Source organism: Xylophilus sp. ASV27 (genome assembly GCF_016428875.1).
Classification (GTDB): Bacteria; Pseudomonadota; Gammaproteobacteria; order Burkholderiales; family Burkholderiaceae_C; genus Xylophilus.
The window spans coordinates 26,990-40,990 of sequence record NZ_JAELTO010000031.1 but is presented as its reverse complement, the minus strand read 5'-3'; the positions used below and the strand labels follow the sequence as shown (position 1 = coordinate 40,990).

The window sequence follows — 14,001 nt, the reverse complement described above, 5'->3', positions numbered from 1 at the left end:
CCCCCCCCCCCCCCCCCCCCCCCCCCCCCCCCCCCCCTCTTTTACTTCTCCCGCCCCCCCCTCTCTCTACACTAGCTTCTCTTCGTCGGCAGCGTCAGATGTGTATTAGAGACAGGGCGGCGACAGCGCCGCCGCGCGCCGCGTGCGCGCGCTGGCGGCCGAGTGCGCCGCCAGCGACGCCACGGTGCTCATCACCGGCGAGAGCGGCACCGGCAAGGAACTGGTGGCCCAGGGCATCCACAGCGCCAGCCGGCGCGCGGCGCAGCCCTTCCTGGCGGTGAACTGCGCGGCGCTGGGCGAAAGCCTGTTGGAGAGCGAACTGTTCGGCTACGAGGAAGGCGCCTTCACCGGCGCGCGGCGCGGCGGCAAGACCGGGCTGATCGAGGCCGCGCACACCGGCACCCTGTTCCTCGACGAGATCGGCGACATGCCGCCGGCGCTGCAGACGCGCCTGCTGCGCGTGCTGCAGGAGCGCGAGGTGCTGCGCCTGGGCGCCACCGTCGCCGTGCCGGTGGACCTGCGCGTGATTGCCGCCACCCATGCCGACCTAGCGGCGCAGGTGGAGCGCGGCCTGTTCCGGCGCGACCTGTACTACCGGCTGGCGGTGCTGCGCATCACCACGCCGCCGCTGCGCGAGCGCCCCGCCGACCTCGCCCCCCTGGCCACCGGCCTGATGCAGCGCCGCGCCCGCGCCGCCGGCCTGCCCGCTGCGCAGGCCACGGCGCTGCTCGCCGCCCTGCTCGAGCTGGCCGCCGGCTACGCCTGGCCCGGCAACGTGCGCGAACTGGAGAACATGGTGGAGCGCCTGCTCGCCTGCCACGCCACGTTGGCGCCGGCCGGCCGGATCGACCGCGCCCGGCTGCTGGAGCTGATCCCCGAATGCAGCCAGGCGCGCCCGGCGCCGGTGCGCGACAGCCTGCTGAAGGACGCCCGCCGCGCCGCCGAGCTGCGCCGCGTGCGCGAAGTGCTGCAGTCGGTCAACGGCGACCAGCGCCAGGCCTGCGCCCTGCTGGGCATCAGCCGCGCCACGCTGTGGCGCCGGCTGCGCGAAAGCACGGTACAGGTATCAAATCAATAGCGCCATGCCCTGGATCCATCTGCCTTCACCGTTCATGAGAACCTGAAACCAAGATCCCTCCAGGGCTTCACGCTATGCTGAATGTAGCGTTCTGCGCACGCGACGATGGCTCAACCACGCTGCGACACGCCCGCGCTCTCGAAACTGGCCATCTCCGCCAGCAGCGCGCAGGCCGATACCAGCAGCGGCCAAGCCAGCGCCGCCCCCGATCCCTCGCCCAGGCGCAGGCCCAGGTCCAGCAGCGGCTCGGCGCCGAGCGCTTCCAGCATGGCGCCGTGGCCGCGCTCGCCCGAGCGGTGAGAAAACACGCAGCGCTGCAGCACCCGCGGCTGCAGCCGCGCGGCCACCAGCACCGCGGCGCTGGTGATGAAGCCATCCACCACGATCACGCGCCGCTCCTCGGCCGCCTGCAGCACGGCGCCGACCAGGGTGGCGATCTCGAAGCCGCCGAAGGCCGCCAGCGCGTCGAGCGGCTCGGTGGCGCCGGCATGCAGCGCCAGCACCTCCTGCAGCACCGCGCGCTTGCGCGCCACGCCGGCCGCGTCCAGCCCGGTGCCGCTGCCGGCGCAGTCCGCGATCGGCAGGCCGGCCAGCCGCGCCAGCAGCAGCGCGGCGGCCGAGGTGTTGCCGATGCCCATCTCGCCCAGTAGCAGCGCATTGCCGGGCAGCACGCGCACCACCTCGCGGCCATGGGCGATGGCGCTGTCGCGCTGCGCCGCGCTCATGGCCGGCCCGGCCGACGCATCGGCAGTGCCGGCGGCCACCTTGCGCATCACCAGCCCGGGCCGGGGCGCGAAGTCATGGCGCACGCCGCAATCGACCACGGTCAGCGCCAGCCCGTGCTGCCGCGCCAGCACGCTGACCGCCGCGCCGCCGCCCAGGATGTTGCCGACCATCTGCCAGGTCACCTCGCTCGGGTAGGCCGACACGCCGCGCGCGGCTAGGCCGTGGTCGGCCGCGCACACCAGCATCTGCGGCGCCATCAGCGCCGGGTACTCGGTGCCGAGGATGCAGCCGATCTTCAGCGCCAGCGCCTCCAGCCGGCCCAGCGCGCCGGGCGGCTTGGTCTTCTGGTCGAGGCGGTGTTGCAGGCGGGTGGTGAGGGAGGGGTCTTCGAGGTTTTGCATGAGGGCGAACGAAGCGTTCAACGGAAATCGGTCCGCCGCGAGTATCCGTCCATCGCGCGACAGGACGCCGTATAGATTCACGCTATGAACAACTTCGGGCAATTTGATTTAACTATTCTTCGCCCTCTGCTTACTCTTGCGGTCCACAGCAACCGGTTTCCCAACGCCAACGAAAAGGTAAAGCCATGACGAACGAAGCACAGTGTCCGTTCCACCACGCCGCCGCGGGTGGCGGCACCACCAACCGGGATTGGTGGCCGAACGAGCTGAGGCTGGATATCCTGCACCAGCATTCGAGTCTGTCCGACCCGATGGGGCCGGGCTTCGACTATGCCGAGGCGTTCAGGAGCCTGGATCTGGCCGCGCTCAAGAAGGATCTGCTCGCGCTGATGACCGACTCGCAGGACTGGTGGCCGGCGGACTTCGGCCATTACGGGCCGCTGTTCGTGCGCATGGCCTGGCACAGCGCCGGCACCTACCGTATCGGCGACGGCCGCGGCGGCGCGGGGCGCGGGCAGCAGCGCTTTGCGCCGCTCAACAGCTGGCCCGACAACGTGAGCCTGGACAAGGCGCGCCGCCTGCTCTGGCCGATCAAGCAGAAGTACGGCCGGAAGATCTCCTGGGCCGACCTGATGATCCTCACCGGCAACGTCGCGCTGGAGTCCATGGGTTTCAAGACCTTCGGCTTCGCCGGGGGGCGCGCCGACGTCTGGGAGCCCGACCAGGACGTGTACTGGGGCCGCGAGAAGACCTGGCTGGGCGGCGACGTGCGCTATGCGAAGGGATCGCCCGGCGTCGCGGAAGACCACGCCGTGCTGGTGGCGGACGACGACAGCCAGGCGCCGCACACGCGCGATCTGGAGAACCCCCTGGGCGCCGTGCAGATGGGCCTGATCTACGTCAACCCCGAAGGACCGGACGGCAAGCCCGACCCGCTGGCCGCGGCGCGCGACATCCGCGAAACCTTCGCGCGCATGGCCATGGACGACGAGGAAACCGTGGCGCTGATCGCCGGCGGCCACACCTTCGGCAAGACCCACGGCGCGGCCCCGGCCTCGCACGTGGGGCACGAGCCCGAGGCCGCGGGCATCGAGGCGCAGGGCCTGGGCTGGCACAACAGCCATGGCAGCGGCAAGGGCGGCGACACCATCACCAGCGGCCTGGAAGTCACCTGGACCACCACGCCCACGCGGTGGAGCCACGACTTCTTCGAGAACCTGTTCGGCTTCGAATGGGAGCTGACCAAGAGTCCGGCGGGCGCCCACCAGTGGGTGGCCAAGGACGGCGCCGGGGCCGGCACCATTCCGGACGCGCACGACCCGGCCAAGCGCCACGCGCCCGCCATGCTCACCACTGACTTGTCGCTGCGCTTCGACCCGGCCTACGAGAAGATCTCGCGCCGCTTCCTGGAGAACCCCGAGCAGTTCGCCGATGCCTTCGCCCGCGCCTGGTTCAAGCTCACCCATCGCGACATGGGGCCGCGCGCGCGCTACCTCGGCCCCGAAGTGCCGGCCGAAGAACTGATCTGGCAGGACCCGATCCCCCCCGTTGACCACCCGCTGGTCGATGCGCAGGACGTCGCCGCCCTGAAGGCGAAGATCGCCGCCTCGGGCCTGACGGTGTCGCAACTGGTCAGCACCGCCTGGGCCTCGGCCAGCACCTTCCGCGGCTCGGACAAGCGCGGCGGGGCCAATGGCGCGCGCATCCGCCTCGCGCCGCAGAAGGACTGGGCGGTCAACCAGCCGGCGCAACTGGCGCAGGTGCTGGCCGCGCTGGAGCGCATTCAAGGCGAATTCAACGGCGCGCAGTCCGGCGGCAAGAGGATCTCGCTCGCCGACCTGATCGTGCTGGCCGGCGGTGTCGGCGTGGAACAGGCGGCGAGGAAGGCCGGCCACGACGTGAGCGTGCCCTTCGCGCCCGGCCGCATGGACGCATCCCAGGCGCAGACCGACGTGGCGTCCTTCGCGGTGCTCGAACCCGTTGCCGATGGCTTGCGCAACTACCTCAGGGGCCGGCACGGCGCCGCGCCCGAGGCCCTGCTGATCGACCGCGCGCAACTGCTGACCTTGAGCGCGCCGGAGCTGACGGTGCTCGTCGGCGGCCTGCGCGTACTCGGCGCCAACGTCGGGCAGTCGCAGGACGGCGTCTTCACGCGGCGGCCCGAAACGCTCACCAACGACTTCTTCGTCCACCTGCTGGACATGGGCACGCAGTGGACGCCGGTGTCGCCCGAGCAGACCCGCTTCGAAGGGCGCGATCGCCGCAGCGGCGAACTCAAGTGGACCGCCACCCGCGCCGACCTGGTCTTTGGCTCCAACTCCCAGTTGCGCGCCCTGGCCGAGGTCTACGGCAGCGCCGACGCGCAGCAGAAGTTCGTGCACGACTTCATCGCCGCCTGGACCAAGGTGATGAACTTGGATCGATAAGGCGGCGCAGCCGCCCATGGAAAAAAAGAAAGAGCCGGCGCGGCCCCCGCCCGGCCATGGAGACAGCGATGACAGCGACGGCAGCGCCCCTGGCGGACGCGGACAGCCTGGAGCCGTGGCTCCGGCTGTTCGAGCGTCTCGATGACACCCTGGCGTCGGTCGGCAGCAGCGAGGCGCAGCGGATCTTCCGCACCTTCGGGCCACGGCGGCGCGCCCATGCGCAGCAGCGCCTGCTGCGCGAGCGGCAGCGCCTGATGTTCGAGCTGCACGGCTTGGGCCTATGCCCCATCGCGGGCGGCGCGAACGCCGCACCGCCGGCGCCGCCACTGCGCCCCGGAACGCTGGACACCCACTATGCGTTGCTGGCCCAGGCGTTTGCGCAATGCGTGCCGGCCGCGCAGCGGCTGGGCAAGCCCGCGCTGGCGCAATGGCTGCAGGACCGCGCGCACATCCACCAGGAGCATGCGCTGTTCCTGCTGAACTGAAGGCGACGCGACGATCCGCGGGCACATCGCGCGGCGCGCGGCCCAGGGCCTGGAGATAATCGCCGCCATGTCCACGCCACCGCCCGCCGCCGATCCAAACGCACTGCAGCCCGGGCCGGAGTCCCTGCGCGCGCTGTTCATCGCCTTCACGCTGCTGGCGCTCCAGGGCTTCGGCGGCGTGCTGGTGGTGGTGCAGCGCGAAGTGGTCGAGCGCCGCCGCTGGTTGAGCCGCGAGGAATTCCTGGAGGAATGGTCGGTCGCGCAGATCATGCCCGGGCCCAACGTGGTCAACATGGGACTGATCCTGGGCGACCGCTTCTTCGGCTGGCGCGGCGCGCTGGTGGCGCTGCTCGGGCTGATCACCGTGCCCCTTTGCGTGGTGCTGACGCTGGCCGTGTTCTACGGGCACTACCAGGGCCATCCGGCCGTCGCCGGTGCGCTGCGGGGCATGGCGGCGGTGGCCGCCGGCCTGATCCTTGCCACCGGGCTCAAGCTGTTGCCGGCCCTGCGCCACCATCCGCTGGGCAGGCCGCTGTGCGCGGTGTTCGCAGGCAGTTGCTTTGCCATGATCGCGCTGCTGCGCTGGCCGCTGGTCGGGGTGCTGCTGGGCGTGGGCGCGGTGTCCTGCGTGATGACCTGGCGCAGGCTCAAGCCATGATGGGCGGCAGCCTCAGCCTGTCCGACTGGGCCGGCCTGTTCGTGCAGTTCATGGCGCTGTCCCTCGTCTCGGTGAGCGGCGCCATCGGCACCGTGCCCGACATGCACCGCTATCTGGTGGACAAGCATGCCTGGCTCACCGATCCGCAGTTCAACGCCTCCATCGCCATCGCGCAGGCCGCGCCCGGGCCCAACGTGCTGTTCGTGGCGCTGCTCGGCTGGAACGTGGGCCTGAACGCCGCGGGCGGCCCCGCCGCCGGGATGCGCGCCTGGACGCTGGGTGCCCTGGGCGTGCTGATCACGATGGTCGGCATTCTGCTGCCCAGCGGCCTGCTCACCTACAGCGCGGCCCGCTGGGGCCAGCGCAACCGCCACCGCCGCAGCGTGCGCGCGTTCAAGCAGGGCATGGGCCCGATCGTGGTCGGGCTGCTGATGGCCACCGGCTGGGTGCTGGTGAGCGGCGGCGCGGCCACCAGCGCGCCCTGGACCATCTGGGCCACGGCGCTGGCGGCCGCGCTGGTGGTCTGGCGCACCCGCCTCCATCTGCTGTGGTTGCTGGGCGCCGGTGCGCTGCTGGGGGCGCTGGGCTGGATTTGACCGGGCTGCCGGGTCAGGCGTTCAGTACGCGCGCGAACAACTGGTTGCGGAAATGGATGCCCAGCCGCGCGAACGCGCGGCCGCGGTAGGTCTTGACGGTAGGCAGCGCCAGGCCCAGGTCGCTGGCGATGCCCTCCAGCGTCAGCCCCCGCAGCATGCGCACGCAGACGATGCGCTCGCGCTGGGTCAAGGCCGTCGCGGCCACCGGGTTCAAGGCGGACTGATCGGCCGTCACCTGCAGCGCCGAGGACGGCGCCGACTTGGCTGGCGTGGAGCCCTGAGCGCAACCGCCTCGTGTTGCGGGCGAGGCGGGCGGCGGGTACGGGCTTCGCAGCCGGGAAAGACGGTTAACTATCAAATGTATAGCTACAAGCCCAGGTACTACCTGGGCTACAGGCCTTTTTGACCAAGAAAACGCAAGATACCCCGCTGCCGCCGCCGCGCCGCTCACACCGAGGGCACGATCGCCTCCGCGTAGTCGTAGAGCGCCCCCAGAATGGCCTCGCCGCGCTCGTCGGCCGACTCGCCCAGCGCGTCGATCTGGGCGAAGTACTCGTCCACCGCGAGCGCGCCGCCGGCGCCTTCGAGCAGGCGCTGGGCGCGGTGGGCCTCCCAGCGCTCGGCTTCCTCTGCTGACAGCGTGTCCGGGAAGTTTCGCGCGCGGTAGCGGAACACCAGTTCTTCGAGCCGGGGGTCGGCAAAGCTGCTGCGCGCGGCGGCCAGGGCCGCGGGCGACAGGCTGCGCAGGTGGTTGAGTTCGCGCCGGTCGCTGTTGCCGATGAAGCCGCCGTAGAGGTCTTCGTCGACGTCGCGCGGGCCTTCGTCCGGGCGGCGGAACACCTCGGCCCAGATGGCGGAGAGGTCGGGCAGGCTGCGCGCGGCCTGCGCGTGGCGCGCGGCCAGATCCAGGTCGATCTGCCAGCGGGCGGCCATGTCGGGCGTGAGGGTGCGCAGCGCGCCGACCACCATGGGCGACTTGTTCAGGTGCACGCTCTTCACGGGCAGGCGCGTCATGCCCTCGGGCAGGTCGGCGCTGCGGGTGAACAGGCGCAGGCGGATCTCCTCGGCGCCGAGCGCTGCCAGCCCGGCCGGGTCGTGGGCCAGGTCCCAGGCGAGGATCTCGTTCTTGTTGGTGGGATGCTGGGCCAGCGGCCACATCACGGCCAGGCAGCCGCGCTCGGCCGGGAACATGCCCGATACGTGCAGGAAGGGCCTGGCGCCCTGCAGCGTGACGGGCAGGCCCAGTTCGGCGGCGACGCGGTCCTTCTTGTGCAGGCCCAGCGCGAATTCGAACAGGCGCGGCTGCCGGTCGCGGATCAGCCGCGCCAGCGCGATGGTGGCGCGCACGTCGGACAGCGCGTCGTGCGCCGCCTCGTGCAGCAGGCCGTTGGCGCGCGCCAGGTCCTCCAGCTTGAAGCTCGGGCTGCCGTCCTCCTTGCGGGGCCAGGTGATGCCTTCGGGCCGCAGCGCGTAGGTCAGGCGCACCACGTCCAGCAGGTCCCAGCGGCCGCAGTCGTTCTGCCATTCGCGCGCGTAGGCGTCGATCAGGTTGCGCCAGAACAGGAAGCGCGTGACCTCGTCGTCGAAGCGGATGGTGTTGTAGCCCACGCCGATGGTGCCGGCCTGGGCGAAGGCCTGCTCGATCTGCGCGGCAAACGCATGCTCGGGAATGCCGCGCTCCAGGCACAACTGCGGCGTGATGCCGGTGAGCAGGCAGGCCTCGGGGCTGGGCAGGAAGTCCGGCGCCGGCTGGCAATACAGCATCAGGGGCGCGCCCACTTCGTTCAGCTCGGCGTCGGTGCGGATCGCCGCGAACTGGGCCGGCCGGTCGCGGCGCGGAACGGCGCCGAAGGTTTCGTAGTCGTGCCAGAGAAAGGTGCGCATGCTGCAGGAGGGATAAGCGGCGAACCCGCAAGTATCACAGCAACGGCGAGAACAGCCGGGCGGTCGCATCCCCGAGCCGCTGCCAGAACGGCAGCCGGCGGCGCGCCGACACCCGCTGCGACTGGCGCAGGTCGTGTTCGAACTGCGCGCCCAGCGCAACGGTGAGGGCCGGCCCATAGACCAGGGCGCAGATCTCGTAGTTGAGGCGGAAGCTGCGGTTGTCGAAGTTGGCGGTGCCGATGAAGCCGCAATCGTCGTCCACCAGCATGGTCTTGGAGTGCAGCATGCGCGCCTGGTACTCCCAGACCTTGACGCCGGCGCCGATCAGCTCGTCGAAGTAGGAACGCGCCGCCGCGCTCACCACCGCCGAGTCGCTGCGCCGGGGCACCAGCACGCGCACGTCCACGCCGCGCAGGGCGGCATTGGTCAGCGCCATCAGGGTCGGCGGGCCGGGCACGAAGTACGGCGTGGTGAGCCACACCCTGCGCCGCGCGACGTGGATGGCGGCGACGAGCATGCGGTGGATGGCCTCGCGCTCGTTGTCCGGGCCCGAGGCGATGATCTGCACCGGGTGCGCGCCCGGCGAGGACGGCGGCAGCAGCTCGGCAAACTCCTCCTGCGTCGTGCGGCGCCAGTGCTCGCCGGTGGCATAGGACCAGTCCTCCAGGAACACCGTCTGCAGCCAGCGCACGGCATTGCCCTGCAGCCGCAGGTGCACGTCGTGGTAGGCGTCGGGCCGGCGGCGCTCGTCCTCTTCGTCGGTGATGTTGAGGCCGCCGGTGAAGCCGAGCGTTCCGTCGCAGACCACGATCTTGCGGTGCGTGCGGAAGTTGATCACCGGCCGCAGCCGCCGCCCGATGCGGGTATCGTGGAACAGGCCGACCTCGGCGCCGGCCGCCCGCAGCGGCGCCAGGAAGCGCCTGCCCAGCCGCTTGGACCCCAGCGCATCCACCAGCAGGCGCACCTTCACGCCCTGGCGGGCCTTCTGCACCAGCAGGTCGCGCAGGGCCGTGCCGATGCCGTCGGGCTCGAAGATGTAGTACTCGAGGTGCACATGGCGGCGGGCGGCGCGGATCGCCTCGAACAGCGCATCGAAGGTCTGCGCGCCGCCCACCAGCAGGCGCACGTCGGAGGCGGTGGAGACGGGAATGTCGCAGCTCGCCAGCCCCAGCTGCCCCAGCTGGCGCAAATGGCTGGGCGCCTGCGCCGCCTGCGGACGCAGGCTGTCCAGGTCGGCCTTGGCATAGAGCCGGGAATGGCTGCGCAGGCGCTTGAGCCGCTGCCGCCGCAGGCGCTGGGGCCCCAGGAAGTAATAGAGGACGAAGCCCAGCACCGGCAGCACCGCCATCGAGAGAATCCAGCTCAGCGTGGACAGCGGCGAGCGCTTCTGCAGCACGATCCACACGGCCAGCACCACGATATAGCCCGTCCAGGCGATGGAGATGGCGGCCTTGACGGCTTCGGGGAGGACGGGAAAGTGGAACACGCCGTGTGGATGGGAGAGATGGGGAATTCTAGGAGCACCCCATCGCGCCCCCGCTTTCGGGGCCGCACAATCGGCGGCATGCCACCTCGCCTCCTTCCCCCGCGCCTGCGCCCCCTAGCGCCGGCCCTCGCCCCCCTGGCGCTGGCCTTGGTGCTGGCGGGCTGCGCCTCGGCGCCGTCGACCGCACCATCTGCGCCATCCGCCGCCGCCCCACCCCCTTCTCCGGCAGCCCCCGCCCCGGCGCCCTCGACCCCGGCCGTGCCCGCACCGCCGGCAATGGGCGATGCCGCCCAGGAGCAGGGCTTCGCGCAGTGGGTCGCGGACTTCCGCGCCTACGCCCGCACGCAGGGCATAGGCGAGGCCACGCTGCGCGACGCCTTCGACCAGGTCCGCTACCAGCCGCGCGTGATCGAACTCGACCGGGCGCAGCCCGAATTCACGCGCACGGTGTGGGACTACCTGGACACCGCCGTATCGCCCCAGCGCGTGAGCCGCGGCCAGGCGCAACTGCGGCAGGTCAGGGCCGAGGCCGACGCGGCGGCGGCGCGCTATGGCGTGCCGCCCAGCACCATCGTGGCGATCTGGGGCATGGAGAGCAACTACGGCAGCAACTACGGCGACATCCCGAGCATCGACGCCCTGGCCACGCTCGGCTTCGAAGGCCGGCGCCGGGACTGGGCGCGCGGCGAATTGCTGGCGGCGCTGAGGATCATCGACAAGAGCGACATCGACCACCGGCACATGATCGGTTCCTGGGCCGGCGCCATGGGCCAGACCCAGTTCCTGCCCTCCAGCTTCCTCGCCTATGCGGTGGACGCCGACGGCGACGGCCGGCGCGACATCTGGGGCAGCATGGCCGACGTCATGGCCTCGACCGCGAACTATCTGGCGCGCTCGGGCTGGAAGGCCGGGCAGCCCTGGGGGGCCGAGGTGCAGTTGCCAGCCGGCTTCGACTACGGCCGTGCCGACATGGCGGTGCGCCAGTCCAGCGCTCAGTGGGCGGCCGAGGGCGTGCGCGGCGTGAACGGGCAGGCCCTGCCGGACTTCGCCGACGGCGCCATCCTGCTGCCGGCCGGCGCGCGCGGGCCGGCCTTTCTGACGGGGCCCAACTTCCGCGCCGTGCTGCGCTACAACAACTCGACCAGCTACGCCCTCGCGGTGAACCTGCTGGCCCAGGCCATCGACGGACGCCCCGGCGTGCGGGCGCCATGGCCGCGCGACCTGAGCGCGCTCAGCCGCAGCCAGGTGCGCGACCTGCAAACGGCCCTGAACCAGCGCGGCTTCGCCAGCGGCACGCCCGACGGCATGGTGGGCCCCGCCACCCGCGATGCCCTTCGCCGCTACCAGCGCAGCGTGGGGCTTGCGGCGGACGGCTATCCGAGTTCGGAACTGCTGCAGCGGCTGCAAGCGCCGTGAGCCGCAATTGAAAAGGCCCGTGACCTGAGCGATCACGGGCCTATCCATGGCGCATGCAGCCTCAGTCTGCGGTGGCCTCTTCCGGCTCCGCCGGCTCCGACTTGGTGGAGCGGTCGCGCTTGGGCAGGGGCGTGATGTCGAGCATCACTTCCGGCTCCGTGGCGCCTTCCTTCTCCACCAGATCGACCGTGAGGCGGCCGCCGTCCTGCAGGCGGCCGAACAGCAGTTCGTCGGCCAGCGCGCGGCGGATGGTGTCCTGGATCAGGCGCTGCATCGGCCGTGCGCCCATGAGCGGATCGAAGCCCTTCTTCGCCAGGTGCCTGCGCAGCGTGTCGGTGAAGGTGACCTCCACCTTCTTCTCGGCCAGTTGCGTCTCGAGTTGCAGCAGGAACTTGTCCACCACGCGCAGGATGACCTGCTCGTCCAGCGCCTTGAAGTTGACGATGGCGTCGAGCCGGTTGCGGAACTCGGGCGTGAACAGGCGCTTGATGTCGGCCATCTCGTCGCCCGCCTGGCGCGGGTTGGTGAAGCCGATGGTCGCCTTGTTCATGGTCTCGGCGCCCGCGTTGGTCGTCATGATGATGATCACGTTGCGGAAGTCGGCCTTGCGCCCGTTGTTGTCGGTCAGCGTGCCATGGTCCATGACCTGCAGCAGCACGTTGAAGATGTCCGGATGCGCCTTCTCGATTTCGTCGAGCAGCAGCACGGCGTGCGGCTTCTTGGTGATGGCCTCGGTCAGCAGGCCGCCCTGGTCGAAGCCGACGTAGCCCGGCGGCGCGCCGATCAGGCGGCTCACGGCGTGGCGCTCCATGTACTCCGACATGTCGAAGCGGATCAGCTCGATGCCCATGATGTAGGCGAGTTGCTTCGCCGCCTCGGTCTTGCCGACGCCGGTGGGGCCGCTGAACAGGAAGGAGCCGATCGGCTTGTCGCCCTTGCCCAGGCCCGAGCGTGCCATCTTGACCGCCGAGGCCAGCACTTCGAGCGCCTTGTCCTGGCCGAACACCACGCTCTTCAAGTCGCGCTCGATGGTCTGCAGCTTGCTGCGGTCATCGTTGCTGACGTTGGCCGGCGGAATGCGCGCGATCTTCGCCACGATTTCCTCGACCTCGGACTTGCTGATGGTCTTCTTGCGCTTGCTCGGCGGCAGGATGCGCTGGGCCGCGCCGGCCTCGTCGATGACGTCGATCGCCTTGTCGGGCAGATGGCGGTCGTTGATGTACTTGGCGCTCAGCTCGGCCGCGGCCTGCAGGGCCGCCACCGCGTACTTCACGCCGTGGTGTTCCTCGAAGCGCGACTTCAGGCCCTTCAGGATGTCGACGGTTTCCTGCACCGAAGGCTCGACCACGTCGACTTTCTGGAAGCGGCGCGACAGGGCCGCGTCCTTCTCGAAGATGCCGCGGTACTCGGTGAACGTGGTCGCGCCGATGCACTTGAGCTGGCCGCTGGAGAGCGCGGGCTTGAGCAGGTTGGACGCGTCGAGCGTGCCGCCGGAGGCCGCGCCGGCGCCGATCAGGGTGTGGATCTCGTCGATGAACAGGATGGCGTGGGGCTTGTCCTTGAGCGACTTGAGCACGCCCTTCAGGCGCTGCTCGAAGTCGCCGCGGTACTTGGTGCCGGCCAGCAGCGCGCCCATGTCGAGCGAATACACGTTGGATTCGGCCAGGATCTCCGGCACGTCCTTCTGCGTGATGCGCCAGGCCAGGCCCTCGGCGATGGCGGTCTTGCCGACACCGGCCTCACCCACGAGCAGCGGGTTGTTCTTGCGCCGGCGGCACAGGATCTGGATCACGCGCTCGACCTCGTATTCGCGGCCGATCAGCGGGTCGATCTTGCCGTCCTTGGCCTGCTGATTCAGGTTGACGGTGAACTGCTCCAGCGGCGAGGCCTTCTCGTTCTTCTCGCCGCCGGCCTCTTCGGACTCGGCCTGCGGCTCGCCCGGCTTGGCCGGCTCCGGCGGCTCGCCCTTCTTGATGCCATGGGCAATGAAATTGACCACGTCCAGGCGCGTCACGCCCTGCTGATGCAGGTAGTAGACGGCGTGGGAATCCTTTTCACCGAAGATCGCCACCAGCACGTTGGCGCCGGTGACTTCCTTCTTGCCATTGCCCGTGGACTGCACGTGCATGATGGCGCGCTGGATCACGCGCTGAAAGCCGAGAGTGGGCTGGGTGTCGACTTCGTCGTTGCCAGCCACCTGCGGCGTGTTGTCCTTGATGAAGTTCGCCAGGGACTTGCGCAGATCGTCGATGTTGGCGGAACACGCGCGCAGCACTTCCGCGGCGCTCGGGTTGTCCAGCAGGGCGAGCAGCAGGTGTTCCACGGTGATGAACTCGTGGCGTTGTTGCCGGGCCTCGACAAAGGCCATGTGCAAGCTGACTTCCAATTCCTGGGCAATCATGAGATTTCCTTTTGCCTTGCTGAGAAAATAAGACAGTACGTGGAGTTGGAGTCTCGATTATTCAACCGGTTCACTCACGCACTGCAGCGGATGGCCGGATTTCTGCGCCGCCTCCATCACCTGCTCCACCTTGGTGGCGGCCACGTCGCGTGAATACACGCCACATACGCCTTTTCCATCAAGGTGGATTTTGAGCATGATCTGGGTGGCCGTCTCACGGTCCTTGCCAAAGAATTCCTGGATCACGACGATGACGAACTCCATCGGGGTGAAATCGTCGTTGAGCATGACAACCTGATACATCTGCGGCGGCTGCACCTTCTGCGTGCGCCGCTCCAGCACCACCGCATCGCCGTCATCGAAGCGCGGCGCGGGCTTGCTCCCCGGCAGCGCCGGGGGTTTGGAGGGATTTTGGGTCGCCATGAATTTCATTCTATCGGGGGC

General features: G+C 69.9%; 11 protein-coding genes and 1 pseudogene. 6 read left to right on the top strand and 6 right to left on the bottom strand.

The features are described 5' to 3' along the window. Positions 1-118 precede the first annotated feature (118 nt). Positions 119-1,078: pseudogene (locus tag JHD63_RS08925) on the top strand (sigma-54 interaction domain-containing protein); the annotation flags it as partial. 110 nt (positions 1,079-1,188) lie between these two features. On the opposite strand, the gene cobT reads toward JHD63_RS08925, so the two are convergent. After that, on the bottom strand, positions 1,189-2,205 hold the full coding sequence (gene cobT / locus JHD63_RS08920; protein WP_198970393.1) for a nicotinate-nucleotide--dimethylbenzimidazole phosphoribosyltransferase: 1,017 nt from the start codon (positions 2,203-2,205) through the stop codon (positions 1,189-1,191). A gap of 185 nt (positions 2,206-2,390) precedes the next feature. Between cobT and katG the strand changes: the two genes are divergently transcribed. From katG to JHD63_RS08900, 4 genes are all read left to right on the top strand, one after another. Continuing rightward, entirely contained in the window at positions 2,391-4,631 is a 2,241-nt protein-coding gene (gene katG, locus JHD63_RS08915) for a catalase/peroxidase HPI (protein WP_198970392.1), read from the top strand. A 68-nt stretch (positions 4,632-4,699) separates the two neighbouring features. Beyond that, on the top strand, positions 4,700-5,116 hold the full coding sequence (locus JHD63_RS08910) for a hypothetical protein (protein ID WP_198970391.1): 417 nt from the start codon (positions 4,700-4,702) through the stop codon (positions 5,114-5,116). A gap of 67 nt (positions 5,117-5,183) precedes the next feature. After that, complete coding sequence (locus JHD63_RS08905) at positions 5,184-5,774, top strand: chromate transporter (protein WP_198970390.1); 591 nt, start codon at positions 5,184-5,186, stop codon at positions 5,772-5,774. Continuing rightward, complete coding sequence (locus JHD63_RS08900; protein WP_370590436.1) at positions 5,774-6,370, top strand: chromate transporter; 597 nt, start codon at positions 5,774-5,776, stop codon at positions 6,368-6,370. Before JHD63_RS08905 ends, JHD63_RS08900 begins: the two co-directional genes overlap by 1 nt. 13 nt (positions 6,371-6,383) lie before the next feature. On the opposite strand, the gene JHD63_RS08895 is transcribed toward JHD63_RS08900, so the two are convergent. From JHD63_RS08895 to cls, 3 genes are all read right to left on the bottom strand, one after another. Then, a complete protein-coding gene (locus JHD63_RS08895) occupies positions 6,384-6,605 on the bottom strand; it encodes a helix-turn-helix domain-containing protein (RefSeq protein ID WP_370590432.1) in 222 nt (73 codons plus the stop codon). Positions 6,606-6,817: 212 nt separating this feature from the next. Further along, complete coding sequence (gene sbcB / locus JHD63_RS08890; protein WP_198970388.1) at positions 6,818-8,254, bottom strand: exodeoxyribonuclease I; 1,437 nt, start codon at positions 8,252-8,254, stop codon at positions 6,818-6,820. A 34-nt stretch (positions 8,255-8,288) separates the two neighbouring features. Further along, the gene (gene cls, locus JHD63_RS08885) at positions 8,289-9,740 is read right to left on the bottom strand and encodes a cardiolipin synthase (protein ID WP_198970387.1); all 1,452 of its coding nucleotides are present in this window, start codon (positions 9,738-9,740) and stop codon (positions 8,289-8,291) included. A 78-nt stretch (positions 9,741-9,818) separates the two neighbouring features. On the opposite strand from cls, the gene JHD63_RS08880 reads away from it, so the two are divergent. Beyond that, positions 9,819-11,156 carry a lytic murein transglycosylase gene (locus JHD63_RS08880; RefSeq protein ID WP_198970386.1) on the top strand — a complete coding sequence of 446 codons (1,338 nt, stop codon included), beginning with the start codon at positions 9,819-9,821 and terminating at the stop codon, positions 11,154-11,156. A 61-nt stretch (positions 11,157-11,217) separates the two neighbouring features. On the opposite strand, the gene clpA is transcribed toward JHD63_RS08880, so the two are convergent. Next, on the bottom strand, positions 11,218-13,557 hold the full coding sequence (gene clpA / locus JHD63_RS08875) for an ATP-dependent Clp protease ATP-binding subunit ClpA (protein ID WP_198970385.1): 2,340 nt from the start codon (positions 13,555-13,557) through the stop codon (positions 11,218-11,220). A gap of 57 nt (positions 13,558-13,614) precedes the next feature. Further along, entirely contained in the window at positions 13,615-13,989 is a 375-nt protein-coding gene (clpS, locus tag JHD63_RS08870) for an ATP-dependent Clp protease adapter ClpS (protein ID WP_198970384.1), read from the bottom strand. Between the last annotated feature and the right edge of the window lie 12 nt (positions 13,990-14,001).

Bases quoted from the DNA above. Each gene is read 5' to 3' on its own strand.
- cobT (WP_198970393.1), bottom strand. From the start codon at position 2,205: ATGCAAAACCTCGAAGACCCCTCCCTCACCACCCGCCTGCAACACCGC.
- katG (WP_198970392.1), top strand. From the start codon at position 2,391: ATGACGAACGAAGCACAGTGTCCGTTCCACCACGCCGCCGCGGGTGGC.
- JHD63_RS08910 (WP_198970391.1), top strand. From the start codon at position 4,700: ATGACAGCGACGGCAGCGCCCCTGGCGGACGCGGACAGCCTGGAGCCG.
- JHD63_RS08905 (WP_198970390.1), top strand. From the start codon at position 5,184: ATGTCCACGCCACCGCCCGCCGCCGATCCAAACGCACTGCAGCCCGGG.
- JHD63_RS08900 (WP_370590436.1), top strand. From the start codon at position 5,774: ATGGGCGGCAGCCTCAGCCTGTCCGACTGGGCCGGCCTGTTCGTGCAG.
- sbcB (WP_198970388.1), bottom strand. From the start codon at position 8,254: ATGCGCACCTTTCTCTGGCACGACTACGAAACCTTCGGCGCCGTTCCG.
- JHD63_RS08880 (WP_198970386.1), top strand. From the start codon at position 9,819: ATGCCACCTCGCCTCCTTCCCCCGCGCCTGCGCCCCCTAGCGCCGGCC.
- clpA (WP_198970385.1), bottom strand. From the start codon at position 13,557: ATGATTGCCCAGGAATTGGAAGTCAGCTTGCACATGGCCTTTGTCGAG.
- clpS (WP_198970384.1), bottom strand. From the start codon at position 13,989: ATGAAATTCATGGCGACCCAAAATCCCTCCAAACCCCCGGCGCTGCCG.